Origin of the sequence: Pseudoflavonifractor phocaeensis, assembly GCF_021531815.1 — a bacterium.
Lineage (GTDB): Bacteria > Bacillota > Clostridia > Oscillospirales > Oscillospiraceae > Lawsonibacter > Lawsonibacter phocaeensis_A.
Genome location: NZ_JADYUM010000008.1, coordinates 39,096 through 60,581, shown reverse-complemented (window position 1 = coordinate 60,581; position 21,486 = coordinate 39,096). Strand labels below are relative to the sequence as shown.

At 50.5% G+C, this 21,486-nt stretch carries 20 protein-coding genes and 2 tRNA genes; 13 read left to right on the top strand and 9 right to left on the bottom strand.

Annotated elements, in window-relative coordinates; all coding sequences use genetic code 11:
- The first annotated feature begins 3 nt into the window (after window positions 1–3).
- The 4 genes from I6E42_RS06695 (at window position 4) to I6E42_RS06680 (ending at window position 4,915) form a co-directional block, all read left to right on the top strand.
- The gene (locus tag I6E42_RS06695; RefSeq protein ID WP_193484027.1) at window positions 4–729 is read left to right on the top strand and encodes a class I SAM-dependent DNA methyltransferase; all 726 of its coding nucleotides are present in this window, start codon (window positions 4–6) and stop codon (window positions 727–729) included.
- A 343-nt stretch (window positions 730–1,072) separates the two neighbouring features.
- Window positions 1,073–2,323, top strand: a complete 1,251-nt coding sequence (locus I6E42_RS06690; RefSeq protein WP_235371154.1) for an MFS transporter — start codon at window positions 1,073–1,075, stop codon at window positions 2,321–2,323.
- A 688-nt stretch (window positions 2,324–3,011) separates the two neighbouring features.
- Entirely contained in the window at window positions 3,012–3,365 is a 354-nt protein-coding gene (locus I6E42_RS06685) for a helix-turn-helix domain-containing protein (RefSeq protein ID WP_193484026.1), read from the top strand.
- On the top strand, window positions 3,362–4,915 hold the full coding sequence (locus I6E42_RS06680; RefSeq protein WP_235371153.1) for a recombinase family protein: 1,554 nt from the start codon (window positions 3,362–3,364) through the stop codon (window positions 4,913–4,915). Before I6E42_RS06685 ends, I6E42_RS06680 begins: the two co-directional genes overlap by 4 nt.
- 327 nt (window positions 4,916–5,242) lie before the next feature.
- Here I6E42_RS06680 and I6E42_RS06675 read toward each other — a convergent pair whose 3' ends face one another.
- Window positions 5,243–5,989 carry a GNAT family N-acetyltransferase gene (locus I6E42_RS06675; RefSeq protein ID WP_235371152.1) on the bottom strand — a complete coding sequence of 249 codons (747 nt, stop codon included), beginning with the start codon at window positions 5,987–5,989 and terminating at the stop codon, window positions 5,243–5,245.
- 610 nt (window positions 5,990–6,599) lie between these two features.
- Between I6E42_RS06675 and I6E42_RS06665 the strand changes: the two genes are divergently transcribed.
- From I6E42_RS06665 to I6E42_RS06655, 3 genes are read left to right on the top strand one after another with little or no spacing between them, the layout of a single operon-like run.
- Window positions 6,600–7,169 carry a TetR/AcrR family transcriptional regulator gene (locus I6E42_RS06665; protein ID WP_235371151.1) on the top strand — a complete coding sequence of 190 codons (570 nt, stop codon included), beginning with the start codon at window positions 6,600–6,602 and terminating at the stop codon, window positions 7,167–7,169.
- Window positions 7,166–8,200 (top strand): ribosome small subunit-dependent GTPase A, encoded by a 1,035-nt coding sequence (rsgA, locus tag I6E42_RS06660; protein WP_235371150.1) that lies wholly within the window; start codon window positions 7,166–7,168, stop codon window positions 8,198–8,200. The genes I6E42_RS06665 and rsgA overlap by 4 nt, the downstream gene beginning before the upstream one ends.
- Window positions 8,201–8,205: 5 nt before the next feature.
- Window positions 8,206–8,922 (top strand): SAM-dependent methyltransferase, encoded by a 717-nt coding sequence (locus I6E42_RS06655; protein ID WP_235371149.1) that lies wholly within the window; start codon window positions 8,206–8,208, stop codon window positions 8,920–8,922.
- A 498-nt stretch (window positions 8,923–9,420) separates the two neighbouring features.
- Here I6E42_RS06655 and I6E42_RS06650 read toward each other — a convergent pair whose 3' ends face one another.
- The 4 genes from I6E42_RS06650 to I6E42_RS06635 are packed head-to-tail and all read right to left on the bottom strand — an operon-like array spanning window position 9,421 to window position 11,643.
- A complete protein-coding gene (locus I6E42_RS06650; RefSeq protein ID WP_235371148.1) occupies window positions 9,421–10,170 on the bottom strand; it encodes an EFR1 family ferrodoxin in 750 nt (249 codons plus the stop codon).
- Window positions 10,171–10,181: 11 nt separating this feature from the next.
- On the bottom strand, window positions 10,182–10,910 hold the full coding sequence (locus I6E42_RS06645) for an alpha/beta hydrolase (protein WP_235371147.1): 729 nt from the start codon (window positions 10,908–10,910) through the stop codon (window positions 10,182–10,184).
- On the bottom strand, window positions 10,907–11,317 hold the full coding sequence (locus I6E42_RS06640; RefSeq protein WP_235371146.1) for a peptide deformylase: 411 nt from the start codon (window positions 11,315–11,317) through the stop codon (window positions 10,907–10,909). Before I6E42_RS06640 ends, I6E42_RS06645 begins: the two co-directional genes overlap by 4 nt.
- Before the next feature lie 11 nt (window positions 11,318–11,328).
- Window positions 11,329–11,643, bottom strand: a complete 315-nt coding sequence (locus I6E42_RS06635) for a winged helix-turn-helix transcriptional regulator (protein WP_235371231.1) — start codon at window positions 11,641–11,643, stop codon at window positions 11,329–11,331.
- 134 nt (window positions 11,644–11,777) lie between these two features.
- On the opposite strand from I6E42_RS06635, the gene I6E42_RS06630 reads away from it, so the two are divergent.
- The 4 genes from I6E42_RS06630 to I6E42_RS12960 all read left to right on the top strand — a co-directional run bounded on the left by I6E42_RS06630 (window position 11,778) and on the right by I6E42_RS12960 (window position 14,298).
- Window positions 11,778–12,170, top strand: a complete 393-nt coding sequence (locus I6E42_RS06630) for a pyridoxamine 5'-phosphate oxidase family protein (protein ID WP_235371145.1) — start codon at window positions 11,778–11,780, stop codon at window positions 12,168–12,170.
- Window positions 12,171–12,224: 54 nt separating this feature from the next.
- Window positions 12,225–13,004, top strand: coding sequence for a protein-ADP-ribose hydrolase (locus tag I6E42_RS06625; protein WP_235371144.1), 780 nt, complete (start codon window positions 12,225–12,227; stop codon window positions 13,002–13,004).
- Window positions 12,949–13,818, top strand: a complete 870-nt coding sequence (locus I6E42_RS06620; protein WP_235371143.1) for an SIR2 family NAD-dependent protein deacylase — start codon at window positions 12,949–12,951, stop codon at window positions 13,816–13,818. The genes I6E42_RS06625 and I6E42_RS06620 overlap by 56 nt, the downstream gene beginning before the upstream one ends.
- A gap of 348 nt (window positions 13,819–14,166) precedes the next feature.
- Window positions 14,167–14,298, top strand: coding sequence for an IS1/IS1595 family N-terminal zinc-binding domain-containing protein (locus I6E42_RS12960; protein WP_459559320.1), 132 nt, complete (start codon window positions 14,167–14,169; stop codon window positions 14,296–14,298).
- 11 nt (window positions 14,299–14,309) lie between these two features.
- Here I6E42_RS12960 and I6E42_RS06615 read toward each other — a convergent pair whose 3' ends face one another.
- Window positions 14,310–14,696 carry a DUF6602 domain-containing protein gene (locus I6E42_RS06615; RefSeq protein WP_235371142.1) on the bottom strand — a complete coding sequence of 129 codons (387 nt, stop codon included), beginning with the start codon at window positions 14,694–14,696 and terminating at the stop codon, window positions 14,310–14,312.
- Window positions 14,697–14,877: 181 nt separating this feature from the next.
- Window positions 14,878–14,953: transfer RNA gene (locus I6E42_RS06610), tRNA-Pro, on the bottom strand.
- Between the two features lie 480 nt (window positions 14,954–15,433).
- Here I6E42_RS06610 and trmB point away from each other — a divergent pair.
- Window positions 15,434–16,156: a tRNA (guanosine(46)-N7)-methyltransferase TrmB gene (trmB, locus tag I6E42_RS06605; protein WP_235371141.1), complete on the top strand. Its 723-nt coding sequence runs from the start codon at window positions 15,434–15,436 to the stop codon at window positions 16,154–16,156.
- Window positions 16,157–16,412: 256 nt separating this feature from the next.
- Window positions 16,413–16,497: transfer RNA gene (locus I6E42_RS06600), tRNA-Leu, on the top strand.
- A 204-nt stretch (window positions 16,498–16,701) separates the two neighbouring features.
- On the opposite strand, the gene I6E42_RS06595 is transcribed toward I6E42_RS06600, so the two are convergent.
- Both I6E42_RS06595 and rbr read right to left on the bottom strand, forming a co-directional pair.
- Entirely contained in the window at window positions 16,702–19,167 is a 2,466-nt protein-coding gene (locus I6E42_RS06595) for an nSTAND3 domain-containing NTPase (protein ID WP_235371140.1), read from the bottom strand.
- Between the two features lie 230 nt (window positions 19,168–19,397).
- The gene (rbr, locus tag I6E42_RS06590; RefSeq protein WP_235371230.1) at window positions 19,398–21,446 is read right to left on the bottom strand and encodes a rubrerythrin; all 2,049 of its coding nucleotides are present in this window, start codon (window positions 21,444–21,446) and stop codon (window positions 19,398–19,400) included.
- Between the last annotated feature and the right edge of the window lie 40 nt (window positions 21,447–21,486).

The following is a 21,486-nucleotide window of genomic DNA, read 5'->3' as shown; positions in this document are numbered from 1 at the left end:
ATTATGCGATACTCAAAAGAAGAAAGTAAAATGATATGGGATCAAAATGCTGAATTTTGGGATTATACAATGGGTGATGAATCAAATGATTTTCACAGAAACGTGGTCCGTCCAAAGGTCACAGAACTTCTAAATCCCAATTCCTCAGATTATATTTTAGATATTGCGTGTGGAAACGGAAACTATTCGGCATATCTTGCTGAAAAAGGCATTTCAGTTGTTGGCTTTGATTATGGTGAAAAAATGATTGAACTGGCAAAGAAACGAAGAAAACACAATACTGATAGAATTGAATTTTACGTAGCAGATGCCACTAATGAAATCAGTATGAAGACGTTAAAAAGAAACAGGATGTTCACAAAAGCGGTTTCAAATATGGCGGTCATGGATATTACCGATATTAAGCCGCTTTTTACCGCTGTTTACAATTTGATTGAGGATAATGGAGTTTTTGTATTTGCAACACAGCATCCGTGCTTTGTTACACTGACAGATAAATACATGACACCACACAGCTACTACGATATTGCGATTGAAGGACAACCACAAAAGCAATGTTACTATCATCGTTCTTTGCAGGATATTTTTAATATGTGTTTTGACACTGGTTTTGTAATTGATGGTTTTTATGAAGAATGCTATTTTAACAAGGAAATTCCAGATATTATAATTGTTAGGGCTAAAAAAGTAAGCGGAGCATTCCATTCCCTGCAAGTTCAAAGAAATTAGATTTTCAGTTATAAACAAACCAATCCACTTCAAAAATTTTTCAAACTGATTGACAATCTATCTGTTATATGATATTCTGACAATCAGTTTGAAGTTGAAAGGAGGCTTACGTGTGTTAATTTTTGTACGCTAATAAACAACAAAAAGTCGGTTTTTCATTCCATGTGATGGGCTTTTTTGTCGTGCGTACAGAGAAACACGTAGGTCAATCCTTTATGACAATGATTGTCATAGAGTATTTCTTGTCGTGCCTTTTGTTATGCAGGTATATGCCCATAGTGGAGCATATATCTGCTTTTTGTTGCGCAGAAAAGAGTATGTGACAAAAACAGGAGGTATTGATATGACAACAGAAACTAAATTTTGGAAAAAGAAGTATTTTACTATGCTGGCGGGACAGAGCGTTTCTCTCATTACAAGTGGGATTTTGCAAATGTCCATTATATTCTATCTCACAGCAAAAACAAATTCCGCTATGGTCTTATCCATTGCAACCTTGATGGGCTTTCTTCCTCAAGCTGTGATTGGCCCCTTTGCAGGGACTTTTGTGGATCGCCATAGCCGCAAAGGAGTGATGATCGGAGCAGACCTTATGATTGCCGCAACAGGAGGATTTCTGGCAGTCGTTTCAGTGTTTATGGAACTGCCCATATGGCTCATTATGCTGGTCTTATTTGTCAGAAGTATCGGCAACGCTTTTCATTCTCCTGCGTCCAGCGCAGTTACACCGCTTATGGTTCCGCAAGACCAGCTAACCAAATGTGCCGGTTATAATCAGACCATGCAGGCCGCCGTGTCCCTGATCAGCCCAGCCGCTGCCGCTTTCTTATATAGTGTCTGGTCATTAAGCACGATTATTCTATTGGATATTATCGGCGCAGTTCTGGCTTGCGGCGTTGTTGCGGTTCTGTCGATTCCAAATCCGCCAATATGCCCAGGCGAAAGCCAAAACAGATTTTTCCGGGATATGAAGGAGGGATATTTTGAGTTAAAGAAAAACAAGGGTTTGTTCGCATTACTTTGGATTGGAACGGCATATATGTTTTTCTTTATGCCTATCAGTGCATTGTACCCTTTAATGAGCATGGGATACTTTCGTGGAACACCTACCCATGCGTCCATAGCAGAAATTGCTTTTGCAGGCGGTATGCTTGCAGGGGGAATTTTGCTCAGCGTTTGGGGTGGATTCAAGAACCGGATTTTTTCAATCGGTCTATCGGTTCTTGTGATGGGGGTAAGCATTGCGATTTCCGGTTTGCTGCCCACCAATGCGTTTTTTATATTTGTAATTTGTTGTACAGTCATGGGATTAACTTCTCCATTTTACGGAGTACAAAACGCCTTGTTTCAAGAGCAGCTTCCACCAGAATATCTGGGACGGGTTTTCTCATTGCTCGGAAGCGTGATGTCCTTTGCCATGCCGCTGGGTTTGCTGTGTTCCGGTATTTTTGCAGAACGAATTGGTGTGGAAAAATGGTTTTTACTTTGTGGAATAGGGATTATTGCGGTTGCCGTTTTGGTTTTCGTATTGCCAGTTTTACGAAATGTTGATTGTCAATCCCAAAACAGTTTTGCTCGTAAAAGCGACGATTGAGAAGAAAACGCATTTATTAAAGTGATGGGAAATCGCAAAGCCAGCCGATCCAGTCAACGGTCAAGATGAACGGCGCATAAATGCGCCGCCGTTGACAGTTTCGCCTACCTTTGCTGATAGGCAATCAAGGCGGGAAAGCCCTTAAAATGGCTTCCCGCCCATTTCAATTTTGAGAGAAAAACCCACCCGCTTTTTCGTGAGTGTGTCCACAAGTTCGGGACATTTTGTCCCGAAGTCCGACGTGGGACGATGGACGGGGGCTTTCCTATACGCCCTGTCTGCTGCTGAAACCAGCCCTGTATTTGCGGCTTTACGCCATGCAACCACAGCCCTGTTTTCTTGCTACTTCAAATGTACTTGCCCTCCCCCGGCAACTTCATTTTCGCAGCAACGCCGACAGAGCGTATAACACACTACACTTTGCAAGCAAAGTCGTGTGCCAAAGGGATACCCTTTGGAAACCCTGTTTTGCGGTCATGTGTACCCACATTCCCCGCAAAACGCAAAAATAAGCGGTTTCAGTCTGCTGTAACATCACAGTCAGATTGACCGCTTATTTTGGTGCTGCATTCCCTGTTTCCTCTGCTCTTTATGCGAGCATTTATCATAATAATTATGCTTATTGCGGATTGAAAATAAAACGCATAAATGTTATAATAAGCACAGAGAAAACAGGGAGGTCGCAGCTATGAAAGAATTGGGAGAACGTCTGCGGATATTGCGGGAGAGCGTGAAACTGTCACAGGTAAAGATGGCGGATTTGCTGGGAGTAAAACAGTCCAGCATTAACCGCTATGAACAGGGACAATCTGCTCCGTCTTTGGAAACGCTTGTGAAGTATGCAGATTATTTTGATGTGTCTATGGATTACCTGTTTGCCCGGACGGATAAGCCCCAAGGCAAGCTGTACGAATACCGCCCTAAAATTGCAACGGGCAGTGAGGAAATGCGGCAGTTTATTGAAATGTGTTTTGACCCGCAATCGCCAATGAGTAAAAAGTTAAAGCAGACGCTTCTTCAAATGATGGAGGTGGATAAATGAAAGGTGTGATCTACGCCCGCTATTCTTCCGATAATCAACGAGAAGAAAGTATTGAGGGGCAGTTGCGAGAATGTAAGGATTATGCAGAACGAAACGGTATCACGATTTTAGGAACATACATTGACCGGGCTTTATCAGCAAAAACGGACAACCGCCCTGAATTTCAGAAGATGATTAAAGACAGCGCAAAGGGCTTGTTTGATGTTGTCCTTGTCTGGAAATTAGACCGCTTTGCACGAAACCGTTATGATAGCGCACGCTACAAAAATCTCTTGAAAAAGAACGGTGTGAAAGTCATTTCCGCAAGGGAAAATATCTCCGAGGGCAGCGAGGGAATTATTCTGGAAGCTATGCTGGAGGGCTATGCAGAATACTACTCTGCGGAACTTTCTGAAAAGGTTATTCGAGGTCTGACTGACAATGCGCTGAAATGTAAATACAATGGCGGTACTGTCCCGATGGGATATTACATTGACGAACAGCAGTTTTATCAAATCGACCCCAAGACCGCCCCGGTGGTACTGGAAATGTTTACAAAGTACAGCGAGGGTGCGACCATGCAGGAACTTGTCAATCTGTTAAACAGCCGGGGTATGCGTTCCATTCGTGGCGGGAAAATCACATTGAATATTATGAACCACCTGCTAAAGAACCGCCGTTACATGGGAGAATACAGCTATCGTGATGTAGTCAAGGAGGACGGTATTCCGGCGATTGTCCCGAAAGAGTTGTTTGAACGGGTACAGGAACGGCTGGCAAAGAACAAAAAAGCTCCTGCCCGTCACAAAGCCGAGGATGATTACCTTTTGACAACGAAGCTGTACTGTGGGAAATGCGGCTCTTTCATGGTGGGAGAAAGCGGCACAAGCCATACAATGAAAGTACACCGTTATTATCGCTGTGTGAATACTAAGAAAAAGAAGCTCTGTGACAAGAAAGCGGTCAAGAAAGACTGGATTGAAGATTTGGTTGTCAATTATACCATGAAAGCAATTATGAATGATGAAGTCATGGAGCGGCTGATTGATACGCTGATGGAGTTGCAGAAGAAAGAAAGCACCGACCTGCCACTTTTGAAAAAACAGCTTGCAGAAACGGAAAAAGGTATTAACAATATGCTCAACGCTATTCAAGCAGGGATTTTTACCCCATCCACCAAGCAAAGGCTGGACGAGTTGGAAGAAACAAAAAGCCAGCTTGAAGTCAGCATTTTGCAGGAAGAAATGCACAAACCCCTGCTTACAAGAGAACAGATAGCATTTTTCATTTACCGTTTCCGCAAGTTTGATGTGACAAAGCGGGAACAGCGGCAAAGGCTGATCGACAGCTTTGTAAATGCGGTGTATCTTTATGAGGACAAGATAATCCTTACTTTCAACTATAAGGATGGTTCCAAGACTATCACTCTGGCAGATGTTGAGGGTTCGGATTTATCCTCATTCGGTGCACCAAAATCCGCAGTCCCCCATGTGGGGGCTGCGGATTTTTCGTGCTGGTCGGACGAGAACCGGAAGTTCGATTTAGCGGGCCTTAGGCGCTTTGCGCGTTAGGCCCGCTTAATACATGCGAGCGAAGCGAGTCGCAGTCCGGTCACCGGCACCACGTCGGAGCAAGCTTTATATCGCTTGCTCCGACTTTTTTCAAAAGTCAGAGCGCGCTCATGCCGCTGCTCCTCCTCTCCAAATCGAACCCGCTTGGCTGGGCTTCGATTTGGTTTCGGTTGCTACCCTGGAAGCGGCAGCATCTATCCTGTTTCGATGTTACAAAATCCGCGGTCCCCACAGGGGGGGCTGCGTTTTTTACATATAAAACGGAGGTGTCAGCACCCACGTTCTGCCCCATCTCCCTATCACCGAGGCGCTGTCCCGCCCCCGCCTTTATCCTCTCTTTACAATCCGTTCCAGTGCGGGACCGTCGATCTGGTTTACGGTCTGAAAGCGGCCTTGATAGAACACCGCCCAGTTATTGAACGGGCAGGGCAAGTTCTTCGCCTGCTCCAGGCTGTCCACCTGGATCAGGCAAAGGGGAATTTCCCGTTCCCCGCAATAGGTTTGGAGCGTTTCGATCCGCTGCGGGATATAGGGACACTGCAGGTCATAATAGACCGTCAGTTCCCGGTTCTCAATGGTTTCCTGTTTGGCCTTCGGGCCAAAGGCAGGCTTGCTCCCGTCAAAGGACAGGGCCAACAGTTCATAGCCGCCAGGAGTAGTGTCCACCGTTTCAAAGCCGAATTTTTTTGCAAAGCTCTGGTCAGAGAGCCACGCCTTCTGCTTTTGCGCGCCCAGCATACAGACGCCGGCGCAGCCCCGGGTCTTCGCGTCCGCGATGCAGGATTCCATCAGCGCCCTGCCACTGCCGCAGCCTTTCAGTCCGCCCGTGACCCACAGGCAATAGATGTACAGGTAGCGCTCTCCTACGATGGGGACCCAGGCCGTTTCCAGCGGCGCGTATTCGATAAAGGCGCACCCCTTCACATTCAGCTTCCGAAACACATGTCCCTCCCGCAGCCGGTCTGCCAGCCATTTCCGCTTGGCCTCCACGCCGGGATGCGTTTTTTTACTGCGGATCATGCAGCACAGATGTTCTCCAGGCAGATTTTCCGGCGTTAAATCCAAAAATTCCATCCTCTACTCCCCTTTTGACCGTCTCCAGCCCGGGAAAGCTGTCCTTGACCTCTTCCTCGGCTCCATCCAGGCGTCGACGTCACACACTTCCGCAAGTTTGATTTCCCCTGTTACGGTCCTCCTCCCATCAGCCACCGCAAAATGATTGTAGAGGATAACAATGAAAAATGCAAGATTTTGTCAGAATATGAACTCACTCACGAATCAATATGGCAAAAACTGACCGCAACCAGTGCTCTGCGCAATCATACCGTATCCCCAACAGGTTCTCCATGAAATTCAGCCCATATATGATCTGAAGAGCCCTTCCATCTTGTTAAAAGGGATCACATCCAACCGTTCACAGAGGTCGGTACGCCCGCACCTGGAATGATGAGCAGCTCCTTGTTGTCGCCGGTCAGCTTTTCAAAGGCATCCTTGCTGAAACAGTGTGGCGGATCTCAAAATAGTATCATCTGCAAGCGACACTATTCCACCCGTAACAATACCGGTCGCTACATGATTAGAGTGGAAAACAACACCACCGCTTGCAGCTTTTCTGAACGGCGTATTGACAGCTAACAATTATTAGCATATAATTTAGCTAACGTTCATTAGCCACGAGGGTGTTATGAAAAACGAAACGACGAAACAAAGAATTCTGACGGAAGCAGTAAAACTGTTTTCAAAAGAGGGATATGAGGCTGTCAGTGTGGATCAGATCGCAAAAGCTGTCGGTATCAAAGCCCCTTCCCTCTATAAGCATTACAAAAATAAGCGGGATATTTTTGACAGCATCTTACAGGTCATGGAACAGCGGGATGGAGAAAACGCGATCGCCTGTTCTTTGCCGGAAGGAACGGCAGAGGCCATGCCGGAAGCCTATGAACGATCGTCCGTAAAGGATCTGATCATATTCAGCAAACAGCAATTCCGTTATTGGACGGAAGATGAGTTTGCATCTTCTTTCCGAAAGATGCTGACGGTGGAACAATACCGCAGCGAAGAAATGAGCGGTCTTTACCATCAGTATCTTGGCGCCGGCCCGCTGAACTATGTGGCAGATTTATTGGGTTCTCAGGCAGAAGCCCTGGCTTTTTACGGCCCAATGTACCTATTGTACAGTGTTTACGATGACGCAGACGATAAGGCGTCGGTATATGCCTTGCTGGACGCACATTTGGAGAGGTGGCGCAGATGAGTTTTTTGATCCCGGACCGCTGGGCGGCGCTGGCCGCTCAGTATCCCGAACGGACCGTGGGGCGGATCACGCTGCAGGAAAAGGGTATGTACAGAATCTGCACCGTCGTGGGCGAACAGAACGCTCTGGTTTCCGGTAAATTTCAATTCGATGCGCAATCCCCCTCCGATTACCCCGCCGTAGGCGACTACGTAATGGCCGACTGTGCCGATCCGGATACTGCCGTCATCCATCAGGTGCTGCCCCGTAAAAGCCTGTTTGTGCGCAAGGCGGCAGGCACTTCCAAAACGGAACAGATAGTGGCTGCCAATATCGACACCGTGTTTCTGTGCATGAGCTTGAACAACGATTTCAATCTGCGCCGGCTGGAACGCTATCTTTCCGTTGCATGGGAAAGCGGAGCGGATCCGGTGGTGGTGCTGACAAAAGCGGACCTGTGCGCGGACCTGCCCCAAAAACAAAGGGAGGTGGAGGCCATCGCCATGGGCGTAACCATTCTGACCACCTCCGCCATGGAGTCGGACGGATACCGGCAGATCATGCCTTATATCACGCAGGACAGGACCGTTGCCTTCGTGGGCTCCTCCGGTGTGGGCAAGTCCACACTGATCAACCGCCTGCTGGGGGAAGAACGCCTGGCGACAGACGGTCTGCGAAATGACGATAAGGGCCATCACACCACGACCCACCGGGAACTGCTGTTTCTGCCCAACGGGGCCATGGTCATTGATACCCCGGGCATGCGGGAGCTGGGCATGTGGGACGCCGCGTCCGGCGTTGAGCAGACCTTCGGGGATATTGAAGAACTGGCAGCCCGGTGCCGCTTCCGCAACTGTTCCCACTCGGGCGAACCGGGCTGCGCTGTCCGCGCTGCCATCCGGAGCGGTGATTTGGACGGCGGCCGCTGGCTGTCCTATCAAAAGCTGAAAAACGAGAATGCTTATGCCGCCGACAGCGAAAGCTACCTGGCCGCAAAAGAAAAGAAGTTCAAAGAGATCTCAAAAATCAATAAGTATAACAAGAAGAGGTAATATACATGAAATATCCGTTAAGTGAAAAATGCAACACGCTGGAACTCATGGAGAAAATCATGGGGCCAAATCCTATAAAATTGGAGGAAGAACTGCTGACCGGTCATCAGATTCCTGCCGGGAGCGTGGTCTGTGACCTTGGCAGCGGACAGGGGCTGACCAGCGTGTTTCTGGCAAAGGAACACGGTTTTACTGTCTATGCCGCGGACCTGTGGAGCGATCCGGAGGAAAACCGGCGTTTTTTCCGGAAAATGGGGCTGTCCGAAACGGAAATTGTTCCGGTCAAAGCAGACGCGACCGCTTTGCCGTTTGACGCAGAGTTCTTTGATGCCGTCGTCAGTACGGATTCCTATAACTATTTTGGCCGTGATCCGGAATTTCTGGATCAAAAGCTGCTGCCCTTTCTCAAGAAAGGTGGATATGTCTACATTGCTATCCCAGGTATGAAGGAAGATTGCCACGACCATTTGCCTCCGGAATTGCTGCTGTCCTGGACACCGGAGCAGCTGGACTATATGCATGATGTGGCTTACTGGCGCAGCATGGTCAGCCGGAGCAGGGATGCCGAGATCATTGAAGTCAGCCAAATGGAATCCAACGAAGAGGTATGGGCGGACTGGCTAAGGCAGGAAAATGAGTACGCTGTCGGAGATCGCAAAGCCATAGAAGCCGGTGGGGGAAAGTATTTGAACTTTATCAAAATCGTGTTAAGGAAAAAATAAGAATAAATGCAAAGGCCTGTGCTTTGAAACGGATTTGAGCGGGTATCTAATCACAATAGCCGCAGGTCATTGTCAGGGCCTGTCCCAAACTTTGTTTAAGCACCACGACAAAGTACCTGTTGACGGCACCCGTGGATCCAAACCGGCTAACTGAACTAACAGGATTCGAATCTGCAGCGTCCTGCTCCCAAACAATCTGGAAAAACTTTTTCCGGTCATTTATAGTTGTTTTTAGCCCTTTTTGTTCGTTTACCATTACTCTTTAAGCCTCTTTGAACCTGCGTTTGACCGGTGTTCCGGCGCTGTCTGTGGTCATTTATGTGGTCAAAAACGCTTCCCACCCCAAACCGGTGACTTTTTCACCGGCCCAGGACGGGAAGCGTTTCTCGTTTCAGATTGGTTGGATTGTAACTCTGACCAGGGGGTTATGCAAGTGTTTTCTGCGGAAGAAGCAACTCAAAGTTTGCGGGGCAATAAACAAAGAAAAAACTATTTTTCTCAGAGCGCCTCGAAATGATATCTGGGCTTGCCCAGGCTCCTTTTGCCGTACTCGATGGCTTCAGCAGGACAGCGGCAGATGCACGCCATGCAGTGGGTACAATCACCGCCCCAGACAGGCTTGCCGTTTTGAATCGTGATGTTGTTCGTTGGGCAGAGCCTTGCACACTGACCGCATCCGGTGCAGACATCGCTGGCCGTAAAGGCATTTGCTTTGACGAAGAAAGAATAGAAAATTGGGTTCACCGGACCGCTCATGAAGCGGTCGTAGAGGTTATTACGGGTCGGTGGGAACGCTTGATTCGCCGTGATGGCGGAGATCACACGGTCAATGTCCGGCTCCGCCTTGGCAACGATTTGCCGTGCTTCCTCCGCCTGCGGCGCGTTGAACATGGCAATGTAATTTTCAGGCATGACGATCTGCGCCGTGCCCATATAGGTGAGCTGTTTCTCCCGGCAGAGCGCCTGGTTATACCCGGCGGCATTACCGATCTCGCTGCCGCAGGTCATGACAAACCAAGTCTGCGTCCCACAGGGAAAATCCGTTTCTGTCAGCCAATCCCGCACAATGCGCGGAATACGCCAGGCGTAAGTGGGCGTGACGATGACCAGACGCTCGTCAGTCTCGACAGGCGAGTGAGCGCCCGCCTTGATGCGGTCGTTCATGCTGAGAAGCTCGTCGCCCAGGGCGACCGCGATGCGCTCTGCGATGTACCGGCTGTTCCCGGTACCGGTAAAATAGAGTATCATACTGGACCTCCTTACTGTCCGACGAAAGCCGCAATCGCTTCTACGGTCTGCCGAACCTGTTCCTCGCCCGAAATGGTGGGGATCCCATCGCCATCCTGTGGGCCATAGCTGCCAAACTGAGCGTGGCAGCCGCCGTCCAGAACCACTTCGGTGGTATCTGCAGGGAGATTTGCGCGATTCTTTTCATAGGATTCCCGATTTATCACTCCGTCCTCCGAGCCATAGACAGAGAGCACCCGCAGGGTTGTCTGGGAGAGATCTTTTGTGGAGTAGGCGGCCAACAGGATCAGCCCGTCAAAATCCTCGTAATGTGCTGTGACGTAGTTCGCAGCCATAGCACCGCCCAGAGAGTGTCCAGCTATGTACCAGGTTGTGATCTCCGGATGTTCTTGTTGGAGTCCGTCCGCAGCGTTAGCATCCAGAACAGCCAGATTGCCAGGCATCCGCACCAGAGCGCAGAGAATACCGTTTTCTGCACAGGCACGCAGCAGGGGCGCATAGGCAGTATACTCCACCTTCCCGCCGGGGTAAAAGATCAGCCCTGTGGTCGGATCCTCGGGAACGAACCAGATCACATCCCCGTCCTGCTCCGTCTGCACACTGTCCGTCTGATAGGCCATAGCTTCCAAGGCTGTTTCATCGGCATGGTAATAATCGGACAGATAGGCATAGCCGCCGATTCCGATGACAAGAAGGACCGCCAGACACGCGGACAGGATGATTCTCGTCCTTTTCTTCATACGATGATCCCTTCGCAATGGTCGATCTCGTGCTGAATGATCTCCGCCGTCCAGCCGGTGAAGGTCTTGAGCCGGGTTTGAAACTTTTCGTTTTGCCATTGCACCTTGATGGTCTGGAAACGCTTCGTGCGCCGCGTACCAGTGAGGGACAGGCAGCCCTCCTCGGCCTCATACGCCCCGGACTGCTTAACGATGACGGGATTGAACATGACCATGTATTCGCCCTCGTTGTCAAATGCGATGATGCGTTTGTTGACGCCGATCATATTCGCTGCCATGCCCACACAGCCATCCTTATGGGCGACCAATGTATCCAGCAGATCCTGCGCCGCAACCAGATCGTCTGCCGTGGCGGGCTCCGCCTTTTGGGCGAGAAACGCCTCGTCTTTGCATATTTCACGAACCATTGCTACTCTCCTTATCCGTTCTTCGCCTGATAGTCCGCACCCCAGGTCCCCATGGCGTCCAAAACTGGCTTCAGACTATAGCCGGTCTCGGTGAGAGTATACTCCACCCTTGGCGGCACCTCGGCATAGACCTTGCGGGTGAGCAGACCCTTCTCCTCCATGTCCCGGAGCTGGGCGGTCAGCACCTTCTGGGACACCGTACCGATGGACTTTTTCAGTTCGCCGAAGCGTTTGGTGCCGTCCATCAGATCCCGCAGGATCAGCACCTTCCATTTGTCCCCGATGAGCATCAGGGTAGTCTCCACCGGACATGCGGGCAGTTCCATCATAAATCCTCCAATAGTTTCTATTTGGTAACTATATAACAAAATAGTACCTACTTTACAAGGGAAACTTTTAACTGTATCATATAAGAAAAATCATGATGCGTCAAGCAATCAAATAAACGGAGGTATCTCTCATGGAAAAAGTATGTGAATTTCTGAAGTCTGCTGGTACATACTACCTGGCTACCGTGGAGGGCGACCAGCCCCGCGTCCGTCCCTTCGGCACTGCCCATATCTTCGAGGGTAAGCTGTATATTCAGACCGGCAAATCCAAGTCCGTGTCCAAACAGCTGGCCGCCAACCCCAAGTGCGAGATCTGCGCCTTCAAGGACGGCGTGTGGCTCCGCGTCGCCGCTGAACTGGTGGAGGATGACCGCGTAGAAGCCAAGAAGTCCATGTTGGACGACTACACCAACCTGCGGGCCATGTACGATGAGAATGACGGCAATACTCAGGTGCTGTACCTGAAGAATGCCATTGCCACATTCAGCTCCTTCACCGCAGCACCTGAAGTCCACAAATTCTAAAATGATTGCCCGCTCTGCGAAAGGGCGGGCAATTATCGTATGGGAGAAAAGCATATGAACCAGGCCGAAAAAAGAGTATTTCTCATCCAGCGGCTGCTGGACGAGGACAGGCGCTATCGCGGCATGGAAGTCCCGGCGGATGCCTATGAACAGAAGCGTATGCTGCGTTCTCTTATGAATGTCCGCCGCCCCCAAGCCATAGACACCGAATTTCTGACCGTGCAGGACGAATACCTGCGTCAGGAAATCGAAGACGCTGGCATCACCCGCCTGGACGATTTGGAGCTGGTTTGCGGCAATTTCTACCTCTGGCAGGGCGACATCACCCGGCTCCGGTGCGGCGCCATTGTGAACGCCGCAAACCGCGGCATGACGGGCTGTTATGTGCCGTGCCACGCCTGCATCGACAACTGCATCCATACTTTCGCAGGCGTCCAGCTTCGGCTGGACTGCGCTGAGATCATGGAGCGCCAGGGCCATGAGGAGCCCACTGGGCAGGCCAAAATCACCAAGGCCTACAATCTGCCCTGCGACTATGTCCTGCATACCGTCGGCCCCATCATTGAGGGCCGTGTAACCCCGGAGGACGAGCGCCTGCTGGCCTCCTGCTACCACTCCTGTCTGGAACTGGCCCAGCAGAATGGCGTGGAGAGCATCGCGTTCTGCTGCATCTCCACCGGCGTGTTCCACTTTCCCAATCAGCGTGCCGCCGAGATCGCCGTGGAGACTGTACGTCGGTATAAGTCCGAGACCAGCAGCAAAATGAAGGTGATTTTCAATGTTTTCAAAGACCTGGACCTCGAAATCTACAGAAGGCTACTCACAGAAAATTGAGAGGCTGAAGGTTGAGTTACAAAGCGCAGATGCCATCCTCATCGGCGCTGGCTCCGGCCTTTCCGCTTCTGCTGGTCTGACCTATGGCGGCGAGCGCTTTTTGAAATACTTCTCTGACTTCCATGAGAAGTACGGCATCACCGACATGTATTCCGGCGGATTCTATCCCTTTCCCTCTCCGGAGGAATACTGGGCCTGGTGGAGCCGACACATCTATTACAACCGTTACGATGTGACACCCGGCAAACCTTATGCCGACTTGCTGAATCTGGTCAGGGATAAGAACTACTTCGTCCTGACCACCAATGTGGACCATCAGTTTCAACTGGCTGGTTTTGATAAGGCGCGGCTGTTCTACACCCAGGGCGACTACGGTCTCTGGCAATGCAGCGAACCATGCCATCATGCCACTTATGATAACGAGGCTACTGTCCGACGAATGATTGCGGAGCAAGCGGACATGCGTATCCCTTCTGAGCTGATTCCACACTGTCCCAAGTGCGGCAAGCCCATGACTATGAACTTGCGCTGTGATGACAGCTTTGTGCAGGATGAGGGCTGGTATGCCGCAGCTCGGCGATATGAGGATTTTCTGCATAGGTATAGGAACGGTCACATCTTGTTCCTGGAACTCGGCGTCGGCAGCAATACTCCCGGCATCATCAAAGTGCCATTCCTGCACATGACGGCGCAAAATCCCAAGGCCACTTACGCCTGCATCAATCTGGGTGAGGCCATCACCATGAAAGGCCTTGAAGCACAGTCCATTCTGCTCAATTCCGATATTGGTGCGGTGCTGAATGGCCTGAGATAACCAGAGAGTATAAAACACAAAACGCTTCCCCCAAGTCGGTGATGACTCATCACTGGCCTTGCGAGGGAAGCATTTTCTTATTTCACAGCAGCTCAAACTTTGCTGGGCAATAGACAAAGAAATAGGGCCATTACCTTCATAGGAAAAGCCTCAATAGAAAAACTAAATTCCGGTTGGATGGGCAGCCAGACTGAAGTTACTCTTGCAAAAAAGCACCCGGAAGTAACTCTTACAAACAATGCAGCAACTCTTGACTCGCACCCAACGGTAACTTACAATAATAATGGATGAACTGATTATTAGGGCGCAAGCAATAAGGTCGGAACATAAAACACCAAGGAAGAAGAAATTATAGCCGCTTGCAGGCATTGTGGAAGCATTCGTATCAAGAAACATGGGACGACCAGTAAGGGTAGCATACGGATGATATGTAAAGACTGTGGAAAGGCCTTCGCTCTCTCCGAACACCCAGACACCTGACTGACCAGAAATCAAATGGCAGCTTTGTTTATGGGTATTATCGAGAACATACCTATCGGACAGCTCGCCGACAGAATGGGAGTCAGCAGATCCACAGCACACCGACACAAAATCCAGATTAGCTTGCTATCTTGATGGTGAAATACCAGATACGAATACTGTGCATCATAAATCACCAAATCGATTTGATTGCTACATCTCCCGGTAGAGTCAATGATAACAGCTTTGTCAACTGCATATCGGGAGGGCAGATATTTAGCAAACCAGTTAATCCAATTGACCTCTGTGTTGTCACCTTTAGTTCCTGGATGTGTAAATGCAGCTGCACCAGTACGAAGAGTCTGTAGCATTTCAGCTTGCATGTTAGAATACAACTCAGAAAGATTAATTTCTGACATCTACCATACCTCCTATTTTATATCATATTTGAACAATATTTTCAATCTGATATACATCGATAGCACTATATATTGTGATTTCGGTTTTAACAATTCAAGCCGACAAGTATCCTCAAATTCTGCGCCGCAATAAACAAAGAAAACCCTCTGAAATCATCAATCATCCGATTTCAGAGGGGGTTGGTCCGAGTGGCGCGACTCGAACGCGCGGCTTCCACATCCCAAATGTGGCGCCCTACCAACTGGGCTACACCCGGATATTTTGCTGTCATGATTATAGCACGAAAATCGTGCGATTGAAAGTTTTTCCTGTCTGTGGTCATTTATGTGGTCAAAGAGGTTTTTCTTCTTGCTTTGCTGCCTGGAAAAATCCCGCAAAGTCCCGTGTTTCAAGGGCTTCCGGACTTTAGCCGTTCCTATCGTGGATAGACAGGCCTATGCTCCCAAACCACCCATGCTACCATCTGCGCCCGATGAGCTAGTTCTCATCCGGCTTGGCGTATACACAATCATACTGCCAACTACGGCAGGCCCGGTTACATGTTTTCTGCTCGGCCATGGGACGCTAACTTAGGCTTCCCTGATGCATTTATCCTGATCTTCGAGCATTCTTCCCCGACCAGCCTTACAGTCAGATTCTAGATTATTGCTTAGTATAGTATATTTTGGAATCGATTGCAAGTATTCCTTTCCTGTGTTAATATACAATTTACCTGAAAGCAATGAGGTGACCTTTTATGCGGATGAGAAAAAAGCCAAACCTTGCACAAAGAATGGAAAAATGCAGCAACATTTTAATTACCTCCCCGATGGATTACCGTGGCCGTTGGCGTGACTTGAAACCGGATGCGAAAGAATTACGTCTAGAATTAGGATGCGGCAAAGGCCGTTTTACCGCAGAGACGGCACAACAAAACCCCCAAGCGCTGTATATTGCTGTAGAACGTGTACCAGATGCCATGGTTATAGCCATGGAACGTTGCCGTGAAAAGGACTTAAACAACGTCTTCTTCATTGACGGCGATGCCGCTCTCCTGCGTCAATATTTCGCTCCCGGCGAAGTAGACCTATTGTATATCAACTTCTGCGATCCGTGGCCCTCTAATCACCACGCCCGCCGGCGCCTGACCCACAAGAATTTTTTGGTTCTTTACCGCGGTATTTTACGGGATGGCGGCGAGATTCATTTTAAAACAGACAATCACGATTTATTTGAGTATTCCCTGTTTCAATTTCCGAAAGCAGGCTACACGCTTTCCCAAGTAACCCGTGATCTCCACAAGAACGGGATTCGGGGGGTCATGACCGATTACGAGGAAAAATTCCATAGTATTGGCACACCCATTAACCGCTGTGTTGCAACCAAGGAACATTTGGAGCCGGAACCGGAATTTCAACCGATTGCAGGTCCCGACTTGTCGCGGCGTAATGTCAAAGCGCAAGAATCTCCTGCAGAGTAACCGAGACCTTCCGCCAGATCACCTGTCTCAGAAGGATGCCTGCCAAGCCAGGCATCCTCTTTCATTTTGTTTCTTCAGTATCATTTCGTTTCAACCCGATCCAAGCCCACGATTCTCCCATTAAAAATTTACTGGGGCCAGCTTGGAAACCCTATCTCCTGCATTGACTTTCAAACGCAATTTGTGTATTATAACACTTAACTGATTGGGTATTTAGGCAATCAAATAGCGGCAGGTAACCCTGCCGCTCATATTTGCGGGCATGATGGAATTGGTAGACATGCGAGATTTAGGTTCTCGTGCTTTCCGGCGTTGGGGTTCGAGTCCCCATGCCCGCACCACCACGTCGGAGCAAGCTGCATATCGCTTGCTCCGACTTTTTTTTAAAGTAAGCGCGCGCTCATCCAAATCACAACCGCTTCGCTGGGTTGTAATTTGGTTTTGGGTGCAGACCTGAAAGCCTGTGTTCGAAACTGCTCACGCTTTCTTTTTCCATGCAAACGGTATACAAGATGCAAAAACAGCCCGCCACACATTTTTGAACCTCATTCCTCGAATATGGCTCGGATCTGGGCGTTGTACTGTTTCGAATTGGACTCATACCGATCAGAATTGAGGGTATTGTCCAGATAAAAACTATGCCGCTGCTCCCGTCGGCGGGCGGTATAGGAATCGTAATCTGCCTCTGACAGCACTTCGCACATGGCATTGTCGATCATGATCTCCACTTCTCCCCAAATATTTTGGTCAATCAGAACGGCATCCTCCGTTAAACTGATTTTTCCGCTGAACCAGGGCTGTCCTTCCAAAACTTCACGGACGGCGCACATTACATACGCAATAAACTGTTCTGTAAGGTCATTCTCAAGGAAGCTGGCCACCTCATTTTCCAGGTAATCTATGATATCATCCGGATGCATATGGGCATCGGTTTCCCGCACCATACGTTCGAACCCGGTGTCATCATACACATCCAATACAAACCTTTGAAAATCACCAAATTCTCCCAGCAGCAGTTCCTCTGCGCGTTCTGTTGCTTCCCGGGAAAAGGACTGCACATCATACTGATACTCCGGTTCAGACGCTGTCAGGGCAGACCAAAAAAGCGTCAATGCTTGAAACAGCTCTTCACTGGAAGAATAATAGCCATGTACCAGCGCGGATACAAATTTATGGTCGGCCAATTGACGGTTTATCTGATAATAGGTGTACAGCGGCTGCGAGAATAGCGGGCGGATATAAGCCAGGCAGCTTCTTAGAGCAAAGGGCTTGGAGCAACTTACCAGGCCCTCCCGAAGCAATTTTAAAAATTGCTCCCGGTAGATATGATCTTGGACGGGGCGCTGTATGACGCAAAAGCAGGCCAAGATGTTGCCCAGCTGTGCCTGGTTCAAAAAACGAAGGTTTAAAATCGAATGGTCCTGCACCTTCTTTGCGATCACTTCAGATAACAGCGACGGATTTTGGAAATCCGCAGATGGAGTCTGTTGGTGCAAAATCTTATCTATTTGCTCAAAGTATACGGCAGAGGCAACGATGGCCTCTTGTTCCAATGGATGATGGCAAATATACGAGTGAAGGAAATCATTGACGGATGGATTGAGAACTGAGATGTTCCGCGTCTCGCCCCAAACCTGGCGGATCATAGAGCGGTTCAGCCGTGTTAATGCATTTTCCAGATGGTTGACGGTACTGTCGATTTCAGGCATATTTTTCATGCGCGCCGCATAGCAAGTTTTCAGCAGTTCCACATCCACCTGGGTATTCGTTAGAGAATAAAGCGTAGTCAACAACACTCTGTCCTCTGGGCGAAGGTTTTCTTCGAATTCCTGTTTCCAGATCATCTCCGGATCGTCAAGCAATCTTTGAAATCGCATGCAGAATGTCTCGGGATCCCGGGTTTCCCGCAGGAGAGCGGGTATCATGCTGATGATGCGCGGATTAAAATTCCGGTGCCGGATGGTTTTCCAATATAGCTGTTCCGAAACAAAAGGCCGGAAAACATTGGGACAGTCAGCGCAGTACTTTTTGAAATGACTTCGGAGGATCCGCGCTTTTTCCAGTTCTGTCAGGTGATCGGTACTGATGCGGGTAATTCCGGAAAGGATACGGGCAAAGAGAGGGATTTTTCGCTCCGCTTCCTGGAGCACGGTAACCCGGGAGTTTAACAGCAGCCGCTTGGCTTTGTTGCGCCGCACAAAACCAAGCAGTGTTTCCAGCTCCTTGGCACGGCTCATATCCAAGGAAACGTACAATTGCCCAAGAAAATCATCAAACAGGATCAATTCCGGTGTATCGTCATTGGAGAGCACACTTTTTATGTCCCGTATATTGCCGTCCGTTGTGTAATGCACCCGGTAGCCCCGCTGTGCCAGTTCCAATGCGGCCCGTCGTGAGAGCATGGTCTTTCCTGTGCCCGGCAAGCCCTGGAGAAGAACCACGTGCCCCTGCTCCAGCTGTTCCATACATGCACAATAGCTCTCGGTCGGCACAAATTCACTGCAGGTCTGAATCCCCAGGAGCATTTCCTTGGTGTCAAAATCAACATTTTTATACAGGGCCCGATTCAGGTTCTCCATAGAAAAGTTCCAGAGCCTGGGGTACTGTTCCAAAATATCCCGATAAGATCTTTTCTGGAGCAAATCGTTGATGCGGCTCAGTGTGAAAACATGATCGAGATCAAACACAGTAAGCCCTTGAAAAAGAGCAACGGCTTCTTCCAAACGTGGAGCGGTCAAGTCTTTAGAAAGGAATAAATAGTAGGCTTCCGGCTGCAATTCCCGTATGTGCTCCTGCTCCCGCCGCAGATCGCGAAACAGCTTGTCCACCGGAGTCGTGATGTAGTGCTTGGCTTGGCCTACGGTCGCGCGCCTGCCGGGAACGTCTATGAAATCCGCTCCGCTGTCATGCGAACCATCGGTGAGAAAAAACGGCTTTCCCAGAAATCTTTGTAAAATATCCCGGGAGAGAGCCGCAAATTCATCTGACGTCAGTGCAAAAAAATTCAGCATAGCTTACCTCCGGCCCAGCTTCAGTTGATGATCTCATTATAACAACAGGCCAGGAGCTGCGCAATGTTTTCATTTGGTTTCAACCTTTGCGGTCTTTGCGGCCAGCATGGACACACTGAGAAGCAGGAAAACCACCGGTCCCCTATATGGGAACCGGTGGTTTTCTCAAATTGCATCTTCCCGGACATCAAGTTCCAAGGGAATGGGGCCGTCAGCATTTGCCCCGGAACTCAGATCTTATGTACCTCAAAATATGCCTGGCTGTACTTGCACACGGGGCACACCTCGGGAGCCTTGGTGCCCACCACGATGTGGCCGCAGACGCGGCACTCCCACATGGTCTGGCCGCTCTTCTCAAAGACTTGCTTCATCTGCACGTCGTCCAGCAGCTTGCGGTAGCGCTCCTCATGGCGCTTCTCAATGGCGCCCACCATACGGAACCGGTCCGCCAGGTCGTGGAAGCCCTCCTCATCCGCCTCACGGGCCATCCGGTCATACATGTCGGTCCACTCATAGTTCTCACCTTCAGCGGCGGCCAGCAGATTTTCAGCCGTGTCGCCGATGTGACCCAGCTCCTGGAACCAGATCCGGGCGTGCTCCTGCTCGTTGCGGGCGGTCTTCAAAAACAACTCCGCCAGTTCCTCATAGCCCTCCCGCTGGGCCACCAGCGCGAAGTAGGTGTACTTGTTTCGGGCCTGGCTCTCGCCGGCGAAGGCCTCCTCCAGGTTTTTCTCCGTCTTGGTGCCGGCGTAGGGAGAGGTACCGGCCTTGGGAGCCTCCTCCACCTTCTCAAAGGCGGATGCGGGCTGCCGGCAGACCGGGCACTTGAAGTCGGCGGGCAGCTCCTCGCCCTCATAGATGTAACCGCATACCTTGCATTTCCACTTTGCCATTTTTGTTGCTCCTCCTTGTTTTAAGTCGCCGCTCCGGTCCAGATAGGCCGTGTGCAGCATTTTTTCCGCAAGCTCGCTCAAAGGCTGGCCGTAGAAATCCTCATAAATTTGCTTGATCTCCTGGTTCTCGTGGCTCAGGCGCTGCTTCATGTCCGCATCCCGCTGGTACAGACTGCCGATGCGGGCCCTGCGGGTCTCGTCCGCGTCCGCTAGGATGTCCCGGGGTTGACCGCCGCCGCCGATGCACCCGCCGGGACAGGTCATGACCTCGATGAAATGGTACTGCTTCTCGCCGGACTTCACCCGTTCGATCATCTTCCGGGCGTTGGCCGTGCCGTAGACCACAGCCACGTTCACCGTGATGCCGTTGATGTCAAGGCTGGCCTCCCGGATGCCGTCGTAGCCCCGGACAGGCTGGAGGTCCAGCAGGGCCTCGGGAGGCTGCTGGCCGGTGATAAAGGCGTAAGCCGTCCGCAGGGCGGCCTCCATGACGCCGCCGGTGTTGCCGAAGATGACGCCCGCGCCGGAGGCCTCGCCCATCAGGCGGTCGTAGTCGCTGTCAGGCAGAGAGGCGAAGTCAATTCCCTCCTCCTTGGCCCACAGAGCCAGCTCCCGGGTGGTGATGACCTGGTCCATGTCCCGCATGGTGGGGATACCCAGCTTCTTGCCCGCCGCGTTCATCTCGGAGCGTCGAATTTCGAACTTCTTGGCCGTGCAGGGGGTCAGAGCCACATTGACGATCTTCTCCGGGTCAATGCCCATCTTCTTAGCAAAGTAGGTCTTGATGGTGGGGCCCTGCATCCCGATGGGACTCTTGGCGGTGGAGATATTGGGCAGCAGCTCCGGGTAATAGGTCTCCGCGAACTTGACCCAGGCGGGGCAGCAGCTGGTGAACTGGGGCAGAGGCTTGTCCCCGGTGGTGATGCGCCGGATCAGCTCGCTGGCCTCCTCCACGATGGTCAGGTCGGCGGAGAAGCTGGTGTCCAGCACGTAGTCGGCGCCCAGCGCCCGCAGCAGGGCCACCATTTTCCCCTGGACAAAGGAGCCCTTGGGCATCCCGAACTCCTCGCCCAGCGCCGCGCGGACGGAGGGGGAGGTGCTGACGATGACCACCTTATCTGGGTCCTTCACGGCGGCCCGGACCGCCGGGTACTCGTATACTTCTGTGATGCTGGCGGGCGGACAGACGTTGGCGCACTGCCCACAGTGGATGCAGATGGCTTTCCCGCCTGTTTCCTCCAGAGTATAGGTGCCATGCACGCCGATCTGCTGCGTGCAGACCTCCTTACACATCCCGCACTTGATACAGCGGGATTCATCCCGGCAAATGCTGGGGTTATCCGCCTCAATGGGCACACGAACTGACAATGGCAAATGCTGTGTCATCATCGACTCCTCCATTTCAAACAGCATCCGGATCGATGCG

Coding starts and splice junctions, on each gene's coding strand:
- I6E42_RS06695 (WP_193484027.1), top strand. CDS start 4: ATGCGATACTCAAAAGAAGAAAGTAAAATGATATGGGATCAAAATGCT.
- I6E42_RS06690 (WP_235371154.1), top strand. CDS start 1,073: ATGACAACAGAAACTAAATTTTGGAAAAAGAAGTATTTTACTATGCTG.
- I6E42_RS06685 (WP_193484026.1), top strand. CDS start 3,012: ATGAAAGAATTGGGAGAACGTCTGCGGATATTGCGGGAGAGCGTGAAA.
- I6E42_RS06680 (WP_235371153.1), top strand. CDS start 3,362: ATGAAAGGTGTGATCTACGCCCGCTATTCTTCCGATAATCAACGAGAA.
- I6E42_RS06675 (WP_235371152.1), bottom strand. CDS start 5,989: ATGGAATTTTTGGATTTAACGCCGGAAAATCTGCCTGGAGAACATCTG.
- I6E42_RS06665 (WP_235371151.1), top strand. CDS start 6,600: ATGAAAAACGAAACGACGAAACAAAGAATTCTGACGGAAGCAGTAAAA.
- rsgA (WP_235371150.1), top strand. CDS start 7,166: ATGAGTTTTTTGATCCCGGACCGCTGGGCGGCGCTGGCCGCTCAGTAT.
- I6E42_RS06655 (WP_235371149.1), top strand. CDS start 8,206: ATGAAATATCCGTTAAGTGAAAAATGCAACACGCTGGAACTCATGGAG.
- I6E42_RS06650 (WP_235371148.1), bottom strand. CDS start 10,170: ATGATACTCTATTTTACCGGTACCGGGAACAGCCGGTACATCGCAGAG.
- I6E42_RS06645 (WP_235371147.1), bottom strand. CDS start 10,910: ATGAAGAAAAGGACGAGAATCATCCTGTCCGCGTGTCTGGCGGTCCTT.
- I6E42_RS06640 (WP_235371146.1), bottom strand. CDS start 11,317: ATGGTTCGTGAAATATGCAAAGACGAGGCGTTTCTCGCCCAAAAGGCG.
- I6E42_RS06635 (WP_235371231.1), bottom strand. CDS start 11,643: ATGGAACTGCCCGCATGTCCGGTGGAGACTACCCTGATGCTCATCGGG.
- I6E42_RS06630 (WP_235371145.1), top strand. CDS start 11,778: ATGGAAAAAGTATGTGAATTTCTGAAGTCTGCTGGTACATACTACCTG.
- I6E42_RS06625 (WP_235371144.1), top strand. CDS start 12,225: ATGAACCAGGCCGAAAAAAGAGTATTTCTCATCCAGCGGCTGCTGGAC.
- I6E42_RS06620 (WP_235371143.1), top strand. CDS start 12,949: ATGTTTTCAAAGACCTGGACCTCGAAATCTACAGAAGGCTACTCACAG.
- I6E42_RS06615 (WP_235371142.1), bottom strand. CDS start 14,696: ATGTCAGAAATTAATCTTTCTGAGTTGTATTCTAACATGCAAGCTGAA.
- trmB (WP_235371141.1), top strand. CDS start 15,434: ATGCGGATGAGAAAAAAGCCAAACCTTGCACAAAGAATGGAAAAATGC.
- I6E42_RS06595 (WP_235371140.1), bottom strand. CDS start 19,167: ATGCTGAATTTTTTTGCACTGACGTCAGATGAATTTGCGGCTCTCTCC.
- rbr (WP_235371230.1), bottom strand. CDS start 21,446: ATGACACAGCATTTGCCATTGTCAGTTCGTGTGCCCATTGAGGCGGAT.